Origin of the sequence: Micromonospora sp. NPDC057141 (assembly GCF_042670805.1) — a bacterium.
Lineage (GTDB): Bacteria > Actinomycetota > Actinomycetes > Mycobacteriales > Micromonosporaceae > Micromonospora.
This window is the reverse complement of record NZ_JBHUVA010000021.1, coordinates 37,633-55,268: the sequence shown is the minus strand read 5'-3', so window position 1 is coordinate 55,268 and position 17,636 is coordinate 37,633. Positions and strand designations below refer to the sequence as shown.

The following is a 17,636-nucleotide window of genomic DNA, read 5'->3' as shown; positions in this document are numbered from 1 at the left end:
AGGACCTGGACATGGACAGCGGAGTGATCGACGCCGCCCGGCGGGGCGCGACCCTGGCGGCGCTGGAAGACGGCACCTACGACCTGCTGATCGTCGGCGGCGGGATCACCGGCACCGGGGCCGCCCTCGACGCGGCGTCCCGGGGGCTGCGCGTGGCCCTGGTCGAGGCCGGTGACCTCGGTGGCGGCACCTCCAGCCGGTCCAGCCGCCTGCTGCACGGCGGCGTGCGCTACCTGGAACAGCTCGAGTTCGGGCTGGTCCGCGAGGCGCTGCGGGAACGGGGACTGCTCGGCGGCCGGCTCGCCCCGCACCTGGTCCGCCGGCTGCCGTTCGTGCTGCCCCTGACCCACCGGATGTGGGAACGCGCCTACATCGGCGCCGGCCTCAGCCTCTACGACGGCCTGGGACAGCTCCCGGCCGGCCACGCCGACCGGGTCTTCCGGATTCACCGGCACCTCGGCCGGCGTGGCCTCGCCCGGGCCATGCCCGCCCTGCGGGCCGAGATCACCTACGGCGCCCTGGAGTACGACGACGGCCAGGTCGACGACGCCCGGCTCACCCTCGCCGTCGCCCGCACCGCCGCCCGGGAGGGAGCGGTCATCGCCACCCGGGTGCGGGCCGTCGGCTACCACAACGGCCCGGACCGGGTCCGGGTCACCGTGCGCGACGAGCTGACCGGCGCGGAGAGCACCGTCCAGGCCCGGCAGGTGCTCGCGGCCTCCGGCGTCTGGACCGACGAGGTGCAGCGCCTCGTCGGCCGCGAGGTGCTGCGCGTACGGGCCTCCAAGGGCGTGCACCTGGTGGTGCCCCGGTCGGCGCTGCGGGTCGACCGGGCGGTGATCACCCGCACCGAGCGCAGCGTGCTGTTCGTCATTCCGGTCGGCGCCACCGTGCTGGTCGGCACCACCGACACGCCGTACTCGGGTGATCCGCGGGACGTGGCGGCAGACGGCGACGACATCACCTTCCTGCTGCACCAGGTCAACCGGTGGCTGCGTCGCCCGCTGGAGCGGGCCGACGTGGTCGGTGTCTACGCCGGCCTCCGCCCGCTGGCGGACCGGGCCGGCACCGCCGACACCGCCAAGCTCAGCCGGGAACACGTGGTGGCGAAGATCGACGACCGCTGCCTGGCCATCGCCGGCGGCAAGCTCACCACCTACCGGGTGATGGCCCGCGACGCGGTCGACGCGGTGGTGCAACGGCTCGGCGGCGGCTACCCGCCCTCCTGCACCGACCGGCTGCCCCTGATCGGCGCCGACGGGTTCCAGGCCCTGTGGAACCGCCGTGGCCTCCTCGCCCGCGAGCACGCACTGACCGTCGACACCGTCGAGGACCTGCTCAGCCGGCACGGCGCCGCCGTCACCGACGTGCTGGCCGCAGCCGGCGAGACGGGCCTGCGGCCGGTCGCCGGAGCCGGTGGACTGCTCCGGGCCGAGGTCACGCACGCCGTCCGGCACGAGGGCGCGCTCGCCGTCGAGGACGTGCTGCTGCGCCGCAGCCACGCCGGCCTGGAAACGGCCGACGGGGCCGCCGACGCGGCCGGCGAGGTGGCCGCGCTGATGGCCGACGCACTGGGGCGCGACCACCACTGGGCCGACCAGGAGGCGGCCCGCTACCGCCGGGTGACCGGCGCCAACCGGTACGCGCTGGCCGGGTTGGTGGCCTGATGGCCGTCCTCGCCATCGACGCCGGCACCACCGGGGTCACCGCAATCGTCGTCGACCCGGACGGCACCGTCCTGGCCCGGGGCCACCGGGAGTTCCCGCAACGCTTCCCCCGGCCCGGCCGGGTGGAGCACGACCCGGACCGCATCTGGGACGCGGTCCGGGCGGCCTGCGCCGAGGCGCTCGTCGCCAGCCCGACCCCGCCGAGCTGCGTCGGGATCACCAACCAGCGGGAGACGGTGGTCCTGTGGGACCGACGGACCCTGGCCGCACCCCGGCCGGCCATCGTGTGGCAGGACCGCCGTTCGGCGGCACTGTGCGAGCGGCTCCGCGCCGAGGGCCACGAACCGCTGGTCACCGCCCGGACCGGGCTGCGGCTCGACCCGTACTTCTCCGCCACCAAGCTCGCCTGGCTGGCCGCCGAGGAGCCGACGACCTGGGCCGACGTACGCGCCGGCCGGACCCTGATCGGCACCGTCGACAGCTACCTCGCCGCCCGGATCACCGGCGGCCGGCTGCACGTCACCGACCCGTCGAACGCCTCGCGCACCCTGCTGTTCGACCTGGCCGAGGGCGACTGGTCGGCGGAGCTGTGCGCGTTGTTCGACGTGCCCCGGACCGCTCTTCCGGAGATCGTCGCCACCAACGCGGTGGTCGGGCGGACCGATCCGGACGCGTTCCTCGGGCTGGACATTCCGGTGGCGGCGCTCGTCGGTGACCAGCAGTCCGCCCTGTTCGGGCAGACCTGCTTCACCGTCGGCAGCTCCAAGTGCACCTACGGCACCGGATCCTTCGTGCTGGTCAACACCGGCACGGAGATCGCCCGCCCGGACGCCGGGTTGGTCGCCACGGTGGGCTGGCAGCTCGCCGGCCAACCCACCACGTACGCCCTGGAAGGGGCGATCTTCGTGACCGGGGCGGCCGTGCAGTGGCTCCGCGACGGGCTCGGCCTGATCCCGGCAGCGGCGCAGGTCGAACCGCTGGCCGCCGCCGTGCCCGATTCGGGCGGAGTCGTCTTCGTGCCGGCCCTGACCGGTCTCGGCACACCCGACTGGGACCCGCACGCCCGCGGGGCGGTGTTCGGGCTCACCCGCGGCACCACCCGGGCCCACCTCGCCCGGGCCACCCTGGACGCGATCGCCTTCCAGGTGCGGGACGTGACCGACGCGATGGCCCGGTGCACCGGGCGGCCGCTGACCGGGCTCACCGTCGACGGCGGGGCCGCCGTCAACGACCTGCTCTGCCAGTTGCAGGCCGACCAGATCGGCGTGCCGGTGCGCCGGCCCACCAGCACCGACGCCACCGCGCTCGGCGCGGCCTACCTGGCCGGCCTGGCCACCGGCGTGTGGGACAGCACCGACGAGATCACCGAGCGGTGGCACCTGGACCGGGAGTTCACCGCCGGGGCCGGGGCCGACGGCCGCGACGGGGCGCACCGGCGCTGGCGGCGGGCCGTCGCCGCAGCCAGGGCGTGGTCGGCGTGACCGGCGCCCTCGACGGTCTGCTGGTGGCCGACTTCAGCCGGGTGCTGGCCGGCCCGTACGCCACCATGCTCCTGGCCGACCTCGGCGCGAACGTGGTCAAGGTGGAGCGACCCGGCAGCGGCGATGACACGCGGTCCTGGGGGCCGCCGTACGACGACGACGGCACGGCCACCTACTACCTGGCGGTCAACCGCAACAAGCGGTCGATCACACTGGACCTGACCGAGCCCGCCGACCTGGCCGTGGCCCGGGAACTCGCGTGCCGGGCCGACGTGGTCGTGGAGAACTTCCGCCCCGGCATGATGGCCCGCCACGGCCTCGGCTACGCCGACATCGCCGGGATCAACCCACGGGTCATCTACTGCTCGGTCACCGGCTTCGGCTCCGGCGCGGGTGCCGACCGCCCGGGATACGACCTGCTCGTGCAGGCCGTCGGAGGGCTGATGAGCATCACCGGCACCCCGTCGGGCGAGCCGGTCAAGACCGGGGTCGCGGTGGTCGACGTGATCACCGGGCTGCACGCCACGATCGGCGTCCTGGCCGCGCTGCGCCACCGGGAGGCCACCGGCGAGGGGCAGCACGTCGAGCTCAACCTCCTCTCCTCACTGCTGTCGGCCCTGGTCAACCAGGCATCCGGGTACGTCTCGGCGGGTGTGGTCCCGGGCCCGCTGGGCAACGCGCACCCGAGCGTGGTGCCGTACCAGGTGCTGCCCACCGCCGACCGGCCGCTGGCCGTGGCGGTCGGCACCGACGCGCAGTTCGCCGCGCTCTGCGCGGTGCTCGACATCCCGGCCGTCGCCGTCGACCCGCGCTACCTGCGCAACGCCGACCGGGTGCGGCACCGCGAGACGCTGATCGCCACCCTGACCGAGCGGACGCTGACCCGCCCCGCCCACGAACTGGCCGCCGCCCTCGGCGCGGTCGGCGTGCCGTCCGGGCCGGTCAACGACCTGGCCGGGGCTCTCGACCTGGCCGGCGAGCTGGGTCTCGCCCCCGTGGTGGAGATCGACGGGCCGGGGCGGGCCCGGCCGGCGCGGCAGGTGGCCAACCCGATCACCCTGTCCCGCACACCGGCCGCTTACCGCCGCCCGCCGCCCGGGCTCGGCGAACACACCGGAGCCGTACTCGACTGGCTCGCCGCGCCGCCGCAGGCCGCCCCTGCGGCGGGAGCCGCACCGCAGACCGACCCGTCCTCCCAGGAGAGCAACTGATGACCGACCCCATGGAACTCCTCGCGATCGACAGCCTCTTCACCGACGAGGAACGCGACATCCGGGACACCGTGCGCCGGTTCACCGCCGACCGGATCCGGCCGTCCATCGCGCAGTGGTACGCCACCGGTGACCTGCCCGCCCGGGAACTGGCCCGGGAGTGCGGCCGGCTCGGCCTGCTCGGCATGCACCTGGAGGGCTACGGCTGCGCCGGTGCCGGTGCGGTCGCCTACGGGCTGGCCTGCTTCGAACTGGAGTCGGCCGACTCCGGCGTACGCAGCCTGGTGTCGGTGCAGGGCTCGTTGGCCATGTACGCCATCCGGACCTTCGGCAGCGAGGAGCAGCGCCGGCGGTGGCTGCCGGCGATGGCCGCCGGTGAGGCGGTCGGCTGCTTCGCGCTGACCGAGCCGGACGCCGGTTCCGACCCGGGCGCGATGCGCACCTGGGCCCGCCGCGACGGGGGCGACTGGATCCTCAACGGCGAGAAGATGTGGATCACCAACGCGGCGATCGCCGACGTGGCGGTGGTGTGGGCCCGCACCGACGCGGGCATCCGCGGCTTCGTCGTGCCGATGGACACCCCCGGGGTGAGCACGCTGCCGGTCGGGCACAAGCTGTCGCTGCGGGCCTCGGTGACCTCGGCCCTGGTGCTGCAGGACGTCCGGCTGCCCGGCGACGCCCTCCTGCCCGAGGCGACGAGCCTGCGCGCACCGCTGAAGTGCCTCAACGAGGCCCGGCTCGGCATCGTCTTCGGCTCGCTCGGCGCCGGGTACGACTGCCTGCGCGCCGCCATCGACTACGCCGGCAGCCGGGAGGCGTTCGGGCGTCCGATCGCCGGCTTCCAGCTCACCCAGGAGAAGCTGACCGAGATGACCCGTGGGCTGGTCAACGGTCTGCTGCTGGCCGTGCACGTGGGACGGCTGCGGGAGGCGGGGAAGGCGACCCCGGCCCAGGTCAGCCTCGCCAAGCTGAACAGCTGCGAGACCGCGATCGGCATCGCCCGTACCGCCCGGACGATCCTCGGCGCCAACGGCGTGACGCTTGAGTATCCGGTGCTGCGGCACGCCAACAACCTGGAGGCGGTGCTCACCTACGAGGGCACCAGCGAGGTGCACAAGCTGGTCGTCGGCCAGGCCCTGACCGGGCAGGCCGCCTTCCGCTGACCACGGTCGGCGGCGACGGCCGCCAGCCGGTCACGGTCCGGCGTCGGCGGCCTGGCAGCTCGGGCCTGTTGCCGCGGCCCCACCGGTCGGTAGCGTCGTCGGCGTGGAGCTGGAGGACACCGCCGGCCGGCTCGGGGTGCCCGTCGAGGACGTCGAGCGTGTGCGGCCACGTGTCCCGTCAGGCTGCCGGCCCGGGTGGGGTGAGCAGTCCGCTTTCGTAGGCGAGGACGACCAGTTGCGCGCGGTCGTGCGCGTACAGCTTGGCCATGATGCGGTTCACGTGGGTCTTGGCCGTGTGCGGTGAGATGACGAGTTCCTGGGCTATCTCCTGATTCGACCGGCCACGCGCCACCAACAGCAGCACCTCCCGCTCACGGTCGGTCAACTGCCCCAGCTTCTCGGCGAGGGGATGGGGGCGGCTCGTCGTGGCCGGTGTCGGAGCGGGCGCCCGGAGCACGTACTTCTCGATGAGGCTCCGGGTCGCGGCCGGGGACAGCAGCGCGTCGCCGGCGTGCACCGCGCGCACCGCCCGGACGATCTCCTCGGGCTCCGCCCCTTTGCCGATGAACCCGCTCGCCCCGGCCCGCAGCGCCGCCACCAGGTATTCGTCCTCCTCGAAGGTGGTGAGGATCAGCACCCGGGTCTCGGCCAACGAGGGGTCGGCGCAGATCGCGGAGGTGGCACCGATTCCGTCGAGTTCCGGCATCCGGATGTCCATCAGGACGACGTCGGGACGGAGCGAGGAGGTGAGGGCCACCGCCTCCGCACCGTTGACCGCCTCCCCGACGACACTGATCCCGCCGTGTTCGACCAGGATGTCTGTCACGGCCTGACGGATGAGTGGCTGGTCGTCAACCACGAGCACGGTCGTCACCCGACTCCTCTTTCGGCAGGGGTAGGCACGCGGCGATCCGGTACCCGCCAGCTGACATACCAGTCTCCACGACGCCGCGGACGGAGGCGACGCGTTCCCGCAGGCCGACCAGTCCGTGACCCCCCTGCGGTGTCCCGGGCTGGTCGTCGGGCGAGCTGATCAGGACGGGATTCGTGACCACCACCAGCACCCGCCGGTCGTCGACCTCGATCAGGACGTGCGCCCGATGTTCGGCGCCATGCTTGTGCGCGTTCGTGAGACCTTCCTGGACGACGCGGTACGCGACCACGTCGACGGCGCTGGTGACCGTCGAGATGTCTCCCTCGGTCCGCACCGAGACGCCGAGTCCTGCTTCGACGAATCCACGGACCAGCCGGTCGAGCTGGTCGAGACCGGGCTGTGGAACGGCCGTGCCGTTGGTGGCGTCGTCGTCCTCGGCGCGCAGCAGCCGGAGCAGGTCGCCGATCTCGGTGAGCACGGTCCGGGCGGCGCTTCGGATGACACCGAGGGATTCCTGTGCCCGCTCCGGACGTGATCGCAGGGCGGAGGAGGCGACGCCGGCGTTGAGGCTGATCACGGAGATCTGATGTGCGACGACGTCGTGCAGGTCGCGGGCGATCCGCAGCCGTTCCTCGGTCACCCGTCTGCGGGCCTCCGATTCGCGCGTCTGCTCGGCGCGCTCGGCGCGCTCGATGACGGCGGCCACGTACTCCCGCCGGGAGCGGGTCGCATCGCCGGCGGCAGCGGCGAACGCGATCGTCACGGCGAACTGCAACGACCGGGGGTCGAAGACGTTCCCGATCGCCGACAGCAGACTGAGCAACGCCATCGCCACGACGGCGGCACCGGTCGCGGTGAGGGTGGTCCGCCGATCCATCCGGTTGGCGACGCCGAACATGGCGATCGAGGTGGCGAGCACGACCCCCGGGGCCAGGGTGCCGGTGGACGCCGCGACGCCGTAGAGCAGGAGGCAGCCGGCGAGCACGGGTATCGGCCATCGCCGCCGCATCGGCAGCAGCGCGGCGGGGGCGATCACCACGGCGGCGACGGCGTAGCTGCCCGGTCGAAACTCCGGCACCTGGAACGGGACGAATGCCGACGAGACGATGAACCCGGCGGCGGCGATGTCGCCCACCCAACCGGGCGCTCTCGGGCACGGACGCGTGGGGTCCGTCGCCCCGGTGGCCGTCGACGTCATGACCTCAGTCTGCCGGTCCCCGCGACGGAGGGAGTCCTCCTTGCGCGGCAACCTGCCTACCGCGAAGGCGGTATTCAGGTATCCGCAGCAGGGTGACGCGGTGGAGCGGGTCCGCGACGACGATGGAGCTGCCGGCAGCCGCCGGCAGAACCGACGAGGAGCCCTATGGAAAGCCCAATCATCTCGGCCGTGGACGTGCGCAAGACGTACGGTCGCGGTGCGAACAGCTTCGACGCGCTGAAGGGAGTCGATCTCGATATCCGCGACGGAGAAAGTGTTGCGATCCTCGGTAAGAGCGGATCCGGCAAGTCGACCCTCATGCACGTCCTCGCGCTGCTGGACGCGCCCACCTCGGGTACGGTCGCGCTGGGCGGAGTCGACACCCGGACGCTGCGGGGAAGTCGGCTCAACCAGACCCGGAACAAGACGTTCGGGTTCGTCTTCCAGCAGTTCTTTCTGACGCCGAACTCGTCTGTCCTCGACAACGTGGTGCTGCCGATGAAGATAGCTGGAGTGAGCCGGGGTGAACGCAAACTCCGGGGCATGGCGGCGCTGGAGCAGCTCGAACTCGCCGACAAGGCGAGAAACAAGGCCGGGAATCTCTCTGGCGGCCAGAAACAACGGGTGGTGATCGCGCGGGCGCTGGTGAACAATCCCCGGGTCATCTTCGCCGACGAGCCCACCGGAAATCTCGACTCCGCCACCGGCGCGGTGGTCGAGGGCATTCTCTTCGACCTCAACCGTCAGAACGGCATCACCCTCATCGTCGTCACGCACGACGAGGAGCTCGCGGCGCGCTGCGACCGCCGCGTCCTGGTTCGGGACGGCCACCTGGTCAGCGACTCCGCGGCGGTGCGGGCATGAAGATCTCCGACCTGATCGGTTCGGCAGCCGGGAACGCCTTCCGGTCCAAGACCCGCACGTCGCTGACCATCCTCGCGATCTTCATCGGCGCGTTCACCCTGACCCTGACCAATGGGCTCGGCACCGGTATCAACGCCTACATCGACGACACCGTGACCGCGATCGGCGCCTCGGACGTCATGACGGTCGTGAGGAACTCGGACACCTCGGACGGTTTCGGCAGCGACGACTCCGGACCGGCCGAGTACGACCCGAACGCCGTGGCGGCCGGGCAGCCCGGCCCGCCGGGTCAGACGGTCGTCGCGCTCACCCCGGAGGACCTCGACTCGCTGGCCGACATCGACGGCGTGCGCAACGTGCAGGCGAGCAAGACGATCACGCCCGACTACATCCAGGCCGGCGGGGGCACGAAGTACGTCGTCGACGTCGGCGGGATCGTCGCCGGGCAGCGGATACAGCTCGCCAGCGGTGTCGAACCCGACGACTCCTCCGCCGAGCGGCAGCTCGTGCTGCCCGCCTCCTACGTCGAGCCACTCGGCTTCGCCGACGACGCTGCGGCTCTCGGGCAACACGTGTCGATCGCGGTCACCGACGCGAAGCGCGCTCAGCGGGTGATCGACGCGACCGTCGTCGGGGTGGCCGAGGAGGGCATCGCATCGCCGACCGGGGCCAGTCTCATCCCCAACGACGCGCTGACCGATGCCCTCTTCGACGCGCAGAACGTCGGCGTGCCGGCCGACGAGGTGCAGCGGTACGCCCAGGCGAGCATCTGGTTCGACCCGGACGCGACCGAGCAGGAGATCAGCGACCTCAAGGGCCGCCTCGCCGATGCCGGATACACCGGGACCACCGTGGCCGACCAGCTCGGATCCTTCAAGACCGTCATCGACGGCATCGTCCTGGTGCTCAACGCCTTCGCCGTCATCGCCCTGCTCGCGGCGAGCTTCGGCATCGTCAACACCCTGTTCATGTCCGTGCAGGAACGCACCCGCGAGATCGGTCTGATGAAGGCCATGGGCATGGGAGGCGGCAGGGTGTTCGGCCTGTTCAGTCTCGAAGCCACCTTCATCGGCTTCCTCGGCAGCGCCATCGGCGTGGCCCTCGCCATGCTGGCCGGCACCGTGATCAGCACCGCGCTCGCCGACACACTCCTCACGGACCTGCCCGGACTCACGTTGATCGCCTTCGACCCGATCTCCATCGCGGTGATCATCCTGCTGGTCATGACGATCGCGTTCCTGGCCGGCACCCTGCCTGCGGCGCGGGCGGCGCGGGCCGACCCGGTCGACTCGCTGCGCTACGAGTAGCCCGCTGCCGGGCCGGTACGGCTCGCTGGCCGGCGGCTCGACGCGATGGCCTGCCTGGTGATCCCAGGCAGGCCATCGGCGCCTCAGTCTTGCTGCCGGGTCAGGTTCTCCGGCAGCGGCTTGGTGTGCAGGACGACCAGTTCCGCGACGGCCCGGGTCAGGGCGACGTAGAGGCGGTTCATGCCGCGGGGCTCGGCGGCGACGATGTCGGCCGGCTCCACCAGTACCACCCGGTCGTACTCCAGGCCCTTGACCTGGCTGACCGGGACGGCGCGCAGGGCGGTGGCCAGGTGGTCGGGGGCGATGACGGTGCCCGTCTGCCGCGCGACCGCCTCGGCCAGGTCGTCGACCTGTCGGATCTCCAGGCTGCCGCCGGGCCGGAAGGACCGGGTGGGCTCGATCCCCGGCGCGAGGGCGCGGGCGGCGAAGTCGGCGATGACCTGCGGCACCCGGTAGCCGGTGGGCAGGTCGAGCGTCCTGGCCTCGCGCTTGCCCAGCCGCCGCACCAGCTCCGGCCAGGAGTCGGCGGCCAGGGGGTGGGTGGCCTGGCCGAGGTCGCCCACGATGGTCATCGAGGCGTGGGCGGCGCGGCGGGCGATCATCCGGCACTCCATCGGCGACAGGTCCTGCGCCTCGTCGAGGATGACGTGCAGGTAGACGTCGGCGACGGGCTCCTCGGTCTCGGCCACCGGCAACGGTTCGGCCAGCACCGGCACGTAGCCTTCCTCGCCGTACGGGTCGAAGCCGTCGACCCAGCTCGCCACCTGGTGGCCCTCGCGCAGGACGATCGCGGCGGCCCAGCGCTGCGCGGCCCAGTAGCCGTTGTGGTCGATGGACTGGCCGGACAGCGCCATCGGCGTGGACAGGCCGGGCGCGAAGAGCTGCCAGCCGTCGTTGAGGCTCCAGCTGAGCACGAAGGTCTCCGCGAGGCGGGCGCCGCTGTGCAGCTCACGCAGCTGCCACTCGGGTCTGGCCCGGGCCGGCTCCGGCGGCCGGCCCAGGATCTCGGCCAGCTCGTCGAGCAGCGGGACGTCGTCCACCGACCACTGCCCGTCCTGCGCGGGAAGGACGTCCTGCGGGGTCAGCGGCGGCCACCACGCGTTCAGGAAGGCGTCCGGCACCTCCCTGCCGCCCAGCAGCTCCGAGAGCACCCGCGTGGCCTCCGCCCGGGCGCCGTTGACGGTGACGCCTTTGGCCTCGCAGCTGCGCCGGATCTCGCCGCGGGCCTTCGCCAGGTCGTCGGCGGTGAGGCCGCGCAGGTGGTCCGGCGCGCCCGGCGGGGCGTCCCAGGCCAGGTCGGCCAGCACGCGCACCATCGTCAGGTCGCCCTTGGACCGGGCCACGGCGGCGGGGTCCCGCCGGGTGGCGACGACGCCGTCGAACAGCTCACCGATCGCGCGCAGGTGGACGCTGTCCTCACCGAGGCCGGGCAGCACCCTGCCGATGTACTCCGTGAACACCGTCGAGGGGCCGACCACGAGCACCCGCCCGTCGGTGAATCTGCCCCGGTCGGTGTAGAGCAGGTACGCCGCGCGGTGCAGGGCCACCTGCGTCTTGCCGGTGCCCGGGCCGCCGGTGATCAGGGTGACGCCGTGCGCGGGCGCGCGGATCGCCTCGTCCTGCTCGCGCTGGATGGTCGCGACGATGTCGCGCATGTGCTCGCCGCGTGCCCGGGTCAGCGACGTGAGCAGGGCTCCCTCGCCGACCACGCCGTCGATGTCCTTCGCGGAGAGGACCTCGTCGTCGAGGGCGACCACCCGGGGGCCGTCGCAGGTGATGACGCGGCGGCGCTCCACGCCGAGCGGCTCGCCCGGGGTGGCGCGGTAGAACGGCGCGGCGGCGGGCGCACGCCAGTCCACCACGAGCGGCTCCCGGTCCTCGTCGCGCACGCCCAGCCGGCCGACGCGGTAGGTGTAGCCGTCGTCGAAGTCCAGCCGGCCGAAGACGATGCCCTCCTCCTGGCCGTCCAGTTCCGACAGCCTGGCGGCGGCGCGCAGGACCAGGGCGTCCCGCTCGACCAGGCCGGTGACCGGCCCGGAGCCGGCGCGGCTGTGTCCCTCCGCGCTCAGCTGTCTCGTCTGCTCGCGCATGACCTCGAGGCGCGCGTACACCCGGTCGACCACCAGTTGTTCGACGGCGATCTGGTGTGCTGCTTCGGACACGGTTGCCCCCCGATTGCTGCGTGCGTCTCCCCGCGCGGCGCCGCCCCTCCACGCGTGTCTGGTCGACAGGCGTGTGCGGCGGCTGCGGCCCGCGCGCCCGGACGGCGCGTGCGGCCGGCACGGACTGGTCGAGACTATGCGCCGGCCAGGGACGGAAGATCGGTATCCAGGACGATTCGGGCGGCTTGACCGACCCATATGATGGAGATGGCGCAGGGCGGGCGTGACCTGTCCGGTTCGCGCGGGCGGTGGTGGTGTCCGCCGGTGCTCCGGGGTGACATGCCGGGGCATGGCCGTCCCCGGAGCTCGGCGTCGTCAGGCGACCGTGCAGGATGCGCCGTTGAGGGTGAACGAGGTCGGCTTGGCGGCGTTGCCGCCGTGGGCGACCTGGAAACCGATGTCGATCGATCCGTTGACGGGGATGGCGGCGTTGTAGGCGAGGTTCCTGGCCGTCACCTGCCCGGAGACGGGGGAGTAGGTGGCGTTCCAGCCGGAGGTGATGCTCTGCCCGGTGGGCAGGGCGAAGGCCAGGGACCAGCCGTTGACGGCGCTGGCCCCGGTGTTGGTGATGGTGAGGTTCGCGGTCAGCCCGGTGTTCCAGGCGTTGACGGCGACGGTCACGCGACAGGCGCCGGAGCCCGGCGGCGGGGTCGTCGGCGTGGGCGGCGTCGTGGGGGTGGGCGGCGTCGTCGGCGTGGGCGACGTGGTGGGGGTGGGCGACGTGGTCGGGCTCGGCGGGGTGGTCAGGCCGAAGAACGCGATGGCGGCCGCCGCCATGCCGCCGGCGGGAAGGCTGTGCCCGGCGCCCTGGATGCTGTACGCCTCGACCTGGACGGTGCCGCTGGTGTCGGCGTACCTGCGGCGGTTCCAGCCGGCCTGCGGGGTGTCGGTGGACGTGGGGGTCTGGCTGAGGCCGAACACGTCGGTCCACTGCTCGACCGACTCCTGGAGCAGGCTGTACGGCACGAGCGTGTCGGCGGTGCCGTGCCACACCTGCACCCGCGGGCGCGGGCCGGAGTAGCCGGGGTATGCCTGCTGGCGGACCGCGTCGCCCCACTGCTGCGGGGTCCGGTTCATGTTGCCGCCGGTGCACTGGCTGCTGCCGGGCGGGTAGTCCGCCGCGCCGGCGAAGCAGTTGTAGGGCACTCCCATGAACGCGGCGCCGGCCTTGAACACCTCGGGGTAGACGGCCATCATGTGGTTGGTCATCATGCCGCCGGACGAGCTGCCAGTGACGTAGACCCGGTCGGGGTCGGCGCCATACTGCTGCTGCGCGTAGCGGACCATCGAGACGAGCGACACCGGGTCGCTGCCGCCGTCGTGGCGCTTGGCGGCGTCCGACCAGGTGTCGAAGCAGTTGCCGAATCCGGCCTGCTGGGTCGCGGTCGGGTAGATCACGACGAACCCGTACCGGTCGGCGAGGGAAGCGAACTCGCTGCCGGAATGGAAGGCGGGGCCCGAGCCGCCGCAGCCGTGCATGGCGATCACGGTCGCCGGCCTGGCCGGGCGGGTGTCCGGCACGTAGACGTGCATGCGCATCCGGCCCGGGTTGTTGCCGAAGCTGGTCACCTCGACCAGCGAGGCTGCGTACGCGGGCTGGAACGCGGGGGCCACCAGGCCGGCCGCCACCAGGGTCGTGGCCAGGCCGAGCAGCAGCTTCCTTCTGATTCTCACGGGACGACTCCTTCGGTCATCTGTGCAGGCTGGGGTCGGGCCACGCGCGAACCGGTCGGGGTTTGCCCGGCCCCGCAGGATCGCGTGTCGCCCATTGCGTGTGCTCGCCCGCCCGGCTCCGTGGGGCATCGCGTAGCACTTAGTGTTCCCCTGGGTCTCACAAGTGTCAATCGATGCAGCTCGATCAGCGTGGGTCGTCGGCCCGGCCGGCCGCAGCGGGTTGGCCATGGCGAGCCCGGTTCGTCGGAGGCCCGTCTAAAGTCGTTGTTCCGTCCCCGACTTCGAGCCGGAGCGCCTGTGGCAAGCCCGTTCAGCATCGAGGAGATCTATCCGGACGACGGGCACCCGCTGCGGCTGCCCCGGCGACAGTCCGGCAACTCGCCCCAGGGGGTCGCGGTGACCCTGCTGGCGGACTACACCCTGCGGACCCGGGCCGCGCTCCCGTCCGCCGCCATCGTCGCGCTGCTCGCCGAGGCCGGGGTGTCCACGGCCGGTGCCCGTACCGCGATCAGTCGGCTGGCCCGTCGGGGCGTGCTGGAAGGTAGCCGCCAGGGCAGGCGCAGCGCCTACCGGCTCAGCCGTGCCGCCGCCGCCAGCCTCGCGGCCGGAGGGAACTGGATCGTGGCGTCGACCGCCACGGCGCTGCCGTGGGACGGGTGCTGGACGATCGTCGCCTTCTCCCTGCCGCAGGAGCGAAGCGCGCAGCGACGGGCCCTGCGCGGTCGGCTCCGCTGGCTCGGCTACGCGCCGCTGTACGACGGGCTGTGGATCTCACCGTACGAGCTGACGCCCAAGGCGCGGGTGCAGCTCGCCCAGCTCACCCTCGGTGCCGTCACGGTGTTCCGCGGCCGGCAGACCGAGCTCGACGCGATCAGCCACCGTGCTCCCGTCCAGGCCTGGGACATCGACGCGATCAGCCGGCACTATCAGGCGTTCCTCCGGCGGTGGACCCCACTGTTGCCCCGGATGGGATCCGGACGGCTCGACGGCGCGGCGGCGGTGCGGGCGCGCACCGAGGTCATGGACACCTACCGGCGCTTTCCCACCCTCGATCCGCAGCTGCCGCTGGATCTCCTGCCGCGGGGGTGGCCGAGGCAGCGGGCCCGGGAGTTGTTCGCGGCGGTCTACGACGGCCTCGCCGAACCCGCCGAGCGGCACGTCCGAGCGGTCGTCGCGCGGTTCACCGACGGCGCGCAGCCCGGCATCGCGGCCCACACCACCGCCGACCTCCTCACCGGAGTGTGCGGTGAGGCGACGCCCGTGCCATGACCTCCCCTCCCGCCCGCCGGTGGGACGCGCCGCGAAGGTGTCCCGCCCGGCCCGGCGGACCGATCAGGAATCGAGAAGCACGGCGATGCCGTCGGGCCTAGCCTTTTGCCAGGTGGCCGGCATTCCGCCGGACCCTGGACGGTGCAAGGGAGCCCCGCATGTCCGCCAACGAGTCCACGACCGCGTCCGACGGCTTCAGCCCCGAGGAGCGTGCCGCGATGAAGGAGCGCGCCGCCGAGCTGCGCGCCGAGGGCAGGAAGGGTGCCAGGAAGGCCGACGGGATCGAGGCGGTCCTCGACCGGATCGCGCAGATGGCACCGGAGGACCGGGCGCTCGCCGAGCGCGTGCACGTGACGGTGACCGCCGCCGCCCCGCAGCTGTCGCCCAAGACCTGGTACGGGATGCCCGCCTACGCCAACGCGGACGGCAAGATCATCGTCTTCTTCCAGGACTCGGGCAAGTTCAACTACCGGTACTCGACCCTCGGCTTCCAGGACGCGGCCAACCTCGACGACGGAGACCTGTGGCCGGTGGCGTACGCGCTGCGGGCGTGGAGCCCCGCCGTCGAGAGCAGGGTCGTCGAGCTGGTCAGGGCCGCGGTCTCCTGACCGGGTGGGGGCGGCTGTGGCGACCGCAGGTCGGGTGAGCCGCCGGACCGGAGGTTGAGGTCGCCGCCCAGCACGGTCGGCGCGTACCCGGCGCGGTCGAGGACCGCCGGCACGACCTCGTCGAACAGGTGGTCGCACTGGGCGAGCGCCGTCCTGGCACTGAACGCCGCCAGGTGAGTGGTGCAGGCGTCGACGACGTCGGGGGCGTGGACGCAGAGCCAGCCCGTAGCTCCGGGTCCGCGCGGTCCTGCACCGGATAGATGCCGCCGTACACCGTGTGTTCCCCGGGTGACGCCGCCGCTCGGACGGTCGTCGGCGGCCTTGAATTCCGCCACCGCCGTGTCGCCGCGGTGGACCTGCGCTTCGGGCACGTCGTCCTGGCAGAAATCGTTCAGGGTCACCACCTGCGGCGCCTCGGCGCGGATCACCTCGGCCGCCCGGGGCACCGCCCGGCCGGTGTGACAGCCGGCCCGGCTGCTGGTGCAGAGGTTCAGCTGGAGCACCCGGAGCGTCGTGGACGTGGCATCAGACGCCGGCGGCGCGGCGGGCACCGTGGCGGCGGCGACCAGGCCTCCCGCCTGCTGCGGAACCGCTTGCCGAAAACCTTTTCGTGGGGCATGGTGGGCTACATGTCGACAGTCGTCGATGCGGCCGGCCCCCGGTGTTTAAATCGATAACCATCGACCTAACGCCGCCCCGGCGGCTGCGGCAGCCGGCCGCAGTGTCCATGATCCCGAGCTCGGAAAGGACGACGATGCGTCATCAACGATTCCGCAGCGGCCTGGCCGGCGCGCTAGTGGCGGCCCTGGCCGTGGCCGTGGCGCTCAGCACCGCACCGGCCAGCGCCGCGGCCAGCGGCTGCCAGGTGTCGTACACGATCAGTTCGCAGTGGCAGGGCGGCTTCGGCGCCAACGTGGCGGTCACCAATCTCGGTGATCCGCTCAATGGCTGGACCCTGCGCTGGTCGTTCGGCTCCGGGCAGACGGTCACCCAGGCGTGGAACGCCACCGTCACCCAGAGTGGCGCGGCCGTGACGGCGGCCAGCGTGAGCTACAACGCCGCGTTGGCCACGGGTGCCGCCGCCTCGTTCGGCTTCAACGGTGCCTGGACCGGCGCGAACCCGGTGCCGACGGGCTTCACGCTCAACAACGTGGCGTGCACCGGGGGAGTGGGCCCGACGCCGACGCCGACCGTGAAGCCGCCGACGCCGACCCCCACCCCCACCGCGACGCCCGGCCCCACCGCCCCGCCGGCCACGCCCCCGGCCGGCACCGTCCGGGTCTTCTGGCTCAGGCCCACGGACGTCCCCTACGACCAGCGCTACCCCGACGGCATCGCCAGCGTCATGCGGGAGGCGCAGCGCTACTACAAGCAGGAGCTGGGCAGGACGTTCACCCTGAACAACCCGGTCGTCGAGGTGGTCGCCGGTGAGCACGACTCCAACTGGTACATCAACACCAACTGCACGCCCGGTGGCGACCGCTACTGGTGCGTCGTGGGCAACATGCACCAGGAGTTGATGCGCAGGTTCGGCATCCGCAACCCGGACAACCGGTGGCTCAACGTGGGTGAGATCAGCGCCGAGGAGCCCGGTCAGTCCGGCGGCGGCGCCAGCACCGGCTGGGTGGTCCTCAGTGGCCACGACGCCGACGGCGCGGCTGGCATCAACGGCCCGATGAACCGCTGGTACGGCGGCATGGTCCACGAGATCGGCCACGGGCTCGGGCTGCCGGACTCCACCAGCACGGACGGCACGCCGATGTCCGCGTCGTTCTACGACTACCCGAACACGCACTTCACCCAGGCCCAGAAGAACGCCATCCTGAACGGACCCTACGGCAGCTTCTTCTCCTGACCCCGCGACCCGTGAGGACGTGGCCGGCGGATCTCCCGCCGGCCACGTCCTTCGTCGTTCCCCGTTGCTCTCACGTCGCCCTGGGGGGTCGCGTGGTGAGCTTCGCCGTCGGCCAGGCCCGCAGCCGGGCGTTGCCGGATGGCCGAAAGGCTTTCGCAATCTTTTCAGGCCGGCCGCCGCTAGCCGCTCGCTGGCTCGCCACCGCTGCCGCGCTGCCCAGGGCGGGTACGAAGAGGCGCAGGGTTCCGCCGAAGAATGATCAGGTTTCATCCGTCCGACATCTTGCCGAAATCGTTTTCGTGC

13 protein-coding genes are annotated in these 17,636 nt (G+C 72.5%); 9 read left to right on the top strand and 4 right to left on the bottom strand.

The window, feature by feature from the left end; genetic code table 11:
- The first annotated feature begins 11 nt into the window (after positions 1–11).
- The 4 genes from ACFT41_RS14330 to ACFT41_RS14315 are packed head-to-tail and all read left to right on the top strand — an operon-like array spanning position 12 to position 5,522.
- On the top strand, positions 12–1,667 hold the full coding sequence (locus tag ACFT41_RS14330) for a glycerol-3-phosphate dehydrogenase/oxidase (RefSeq protein ID WP_377585449.1): 1,656 nt from the start codon (positions 12–14) through the stop codon (positions 1,665–1,667).
- Positions 1,667–3,148, top strand: a complete 1,482-nt coding sequence (locus tag ACFT41_RS14325) for an FGGY family carbohydrate kinase (RefSeq protein WP_377585446.1) — start codon at positions 1,667–1,669, stop codon at positions 3,146–3,148. The genes ACFT41_RS14330 and ACFT41_RS14325 overlap by 1 nt, the downstream gene beginning before the upstream one ends.
- Positions 3,145–4,359 carry a CaiB/BaiF CoA transferase family protein gene (locus ACFT41_RS14320; protein ID WP_377585444.1) on the top strand — a complete coding sequence of 405 codons (1,215 nt, stop codon included), beginning with the start codon at positions 3,145–3,147 and terminating at the stop codon, positions 4,357–4,359. Before ACFT41_RS14325 ends, ACFT41_RS14320 begins: the two co-directional genes overlap by 4 nt.
- Complete coding sequence (locus ACFT41_RS14315; protein ID WP_377585441.1) at positions 4,359–5,522, top strand: acyl-CoA dehydrogenase family protein; 1,164 nt, start codon at positions 4,359–4,361, stop codon at positions 5,520–5,522. Before ACFT41_RS14320 ends, ACFT41_RS14315 begins: the two co-directional genes overlap by 1 nt.
- 178 nt (positions 5,523–5,700) lie before the next feature.
- On the opposite strand, the gene ACFT41_RS14310 is transcribed toward ACFT41_RS14315, so the two are convergent.
- Together ACFT41_RS14310 and ACFT41_RS14305 are read right to left on the bottom strand one after the other, a co-directional pair.
- A complete protein-coding gene (locus ACFT41_RS14310) occupies positions 5,701–6,396 on the bottom strand; it encodes a response regulator (protein WP_377585439.1) in 696 nt (231 codons plus the stop codon).
- On the bottom strand, positions 6,374–7,594 hold the full coding sequence (locus ACFT41_RS14305; protein WP_377613825.1) for a sensor histidine kinase: 1,221 nt from the start codon (positions 7,592–7,594) through the stop codon (positions 6,374–6,376). The genes ACFT41_RS14310 and ACFT41_RS14305 overlap by 23 nt, the downstream gene beginning before the upstream one ends.
- Positions 7,595–7,759: 165 nt before the next feature.
- Here ACFT41_RS14305 and ACFT41_RS14300 point away from each other — a divergent pair, with 165 nt between their 5' ends.
- Both ACFT41_RS14300 and ACFT41_RS14295 read left to right on the top strand, forming a co-directional pair.
- Positions 7,760–8,458: an ABC transporter ATP-binding protein gene (locus tag ACFT41_RS14300; protein WP_377585435.1), complete on the top strand. Its 699-nt coding sequence runs from the start codon at positions 7,760–7,762 to the stop codon at positions 8,456–8,458.
- The gene (locus ACFT41_RS14295) at positions 8,455–9,765 is read left to right on the top strand and encodes an ABC transporter permease (RefSeq protein ID WP_377585432.1); all 1,311 of its coding nucleotides are present in this window, start codon (positions 8,455–8,457) and stop codon (positions 9,763–9,765) included. Before ACFT41_RS14300 ends, ACFT41_RS14295 begins: the two co-directional genes overlap by 4 nt.
- Positions 9,766–9,848: 83 nt before the next feature.
- Here ACFT41_RS14295 and ACFT41_RS14290 read toward each other — a convergent pair whose 3' ends face one another.
- Together ACFT41_RS14290 and ACFT41_RS14285 are read right to left on the bottom strand one after the other, a co-directional pair.
- Positions 9,849–11,927, bottom strand: coding sequence for a HelD family protein (locus ACFT41_RS14290; RefSeq protein ID WP_377585429.1), 2,079 nt, complete (start codon positions 11,925–11,927; stop codon positions 9,849–9,851).
- Positions 11,928–12,242: 315 nt separating this feature from the next.
- Entirely contained in the window at positions 12,243–13,601 is a 1,359-nt protein-coding gene (locus ACFT41_RS14285) for a PHB depolymerase family esterase (protein ID WP_377585426.1), read from the bottom strand.
- A gap of 297 nt (positions 13,602–13,898) precedes the next feature.
- On the opposite strand from ACFT41_RS14285, the gene ACFT41_RS14280 reads away from it, so the two are divergent.
- From ACFT41_RS14280 to ACFT41_RS14270, 3 genes are all read left to right on the top strand, one after another.
- Complete coding sequence (locus ACFT41_RS14280) at positions 13,899–14,870, top strand: PaaX family transcriptional regulator C-terminal domain-containing protein (protein ID WP_377585423.1); 972 nt, start codon at positions 13,899–13,901, stop codon at positions 14,868–14,870.
- A 158-nt stretch (positions 14,871–15,028) separates the two neighbouring features.
- Positions 15,029–15,478: an iron chaperone gene (locus ACFT41_RS14275; RefSeq protein ID WP_377585421.1), complete on the top strand. Its 450-nt coding sequence runs from the start codon at positions 15,029–15,031 to the stop codon at positions 15,476–15,478.
- A gap of 754 nt (positions 15,479–16,232) precedes the next feature.
- The gene (locus tag ACFT41_RS14270; RefSeq protein WP_377585419.1) at positions 16,233–17,333 is read left to right on the top strand and encodes a cellulose binding domain-containing protein; all 1,101 of its coding nucleotides are present in this window, start codon (positions 16,233–16,235) and stop codon (positions 17,331–17,333) included.
- Positions 17,334–17,636 lie beyond the last annotated feature (303 nt).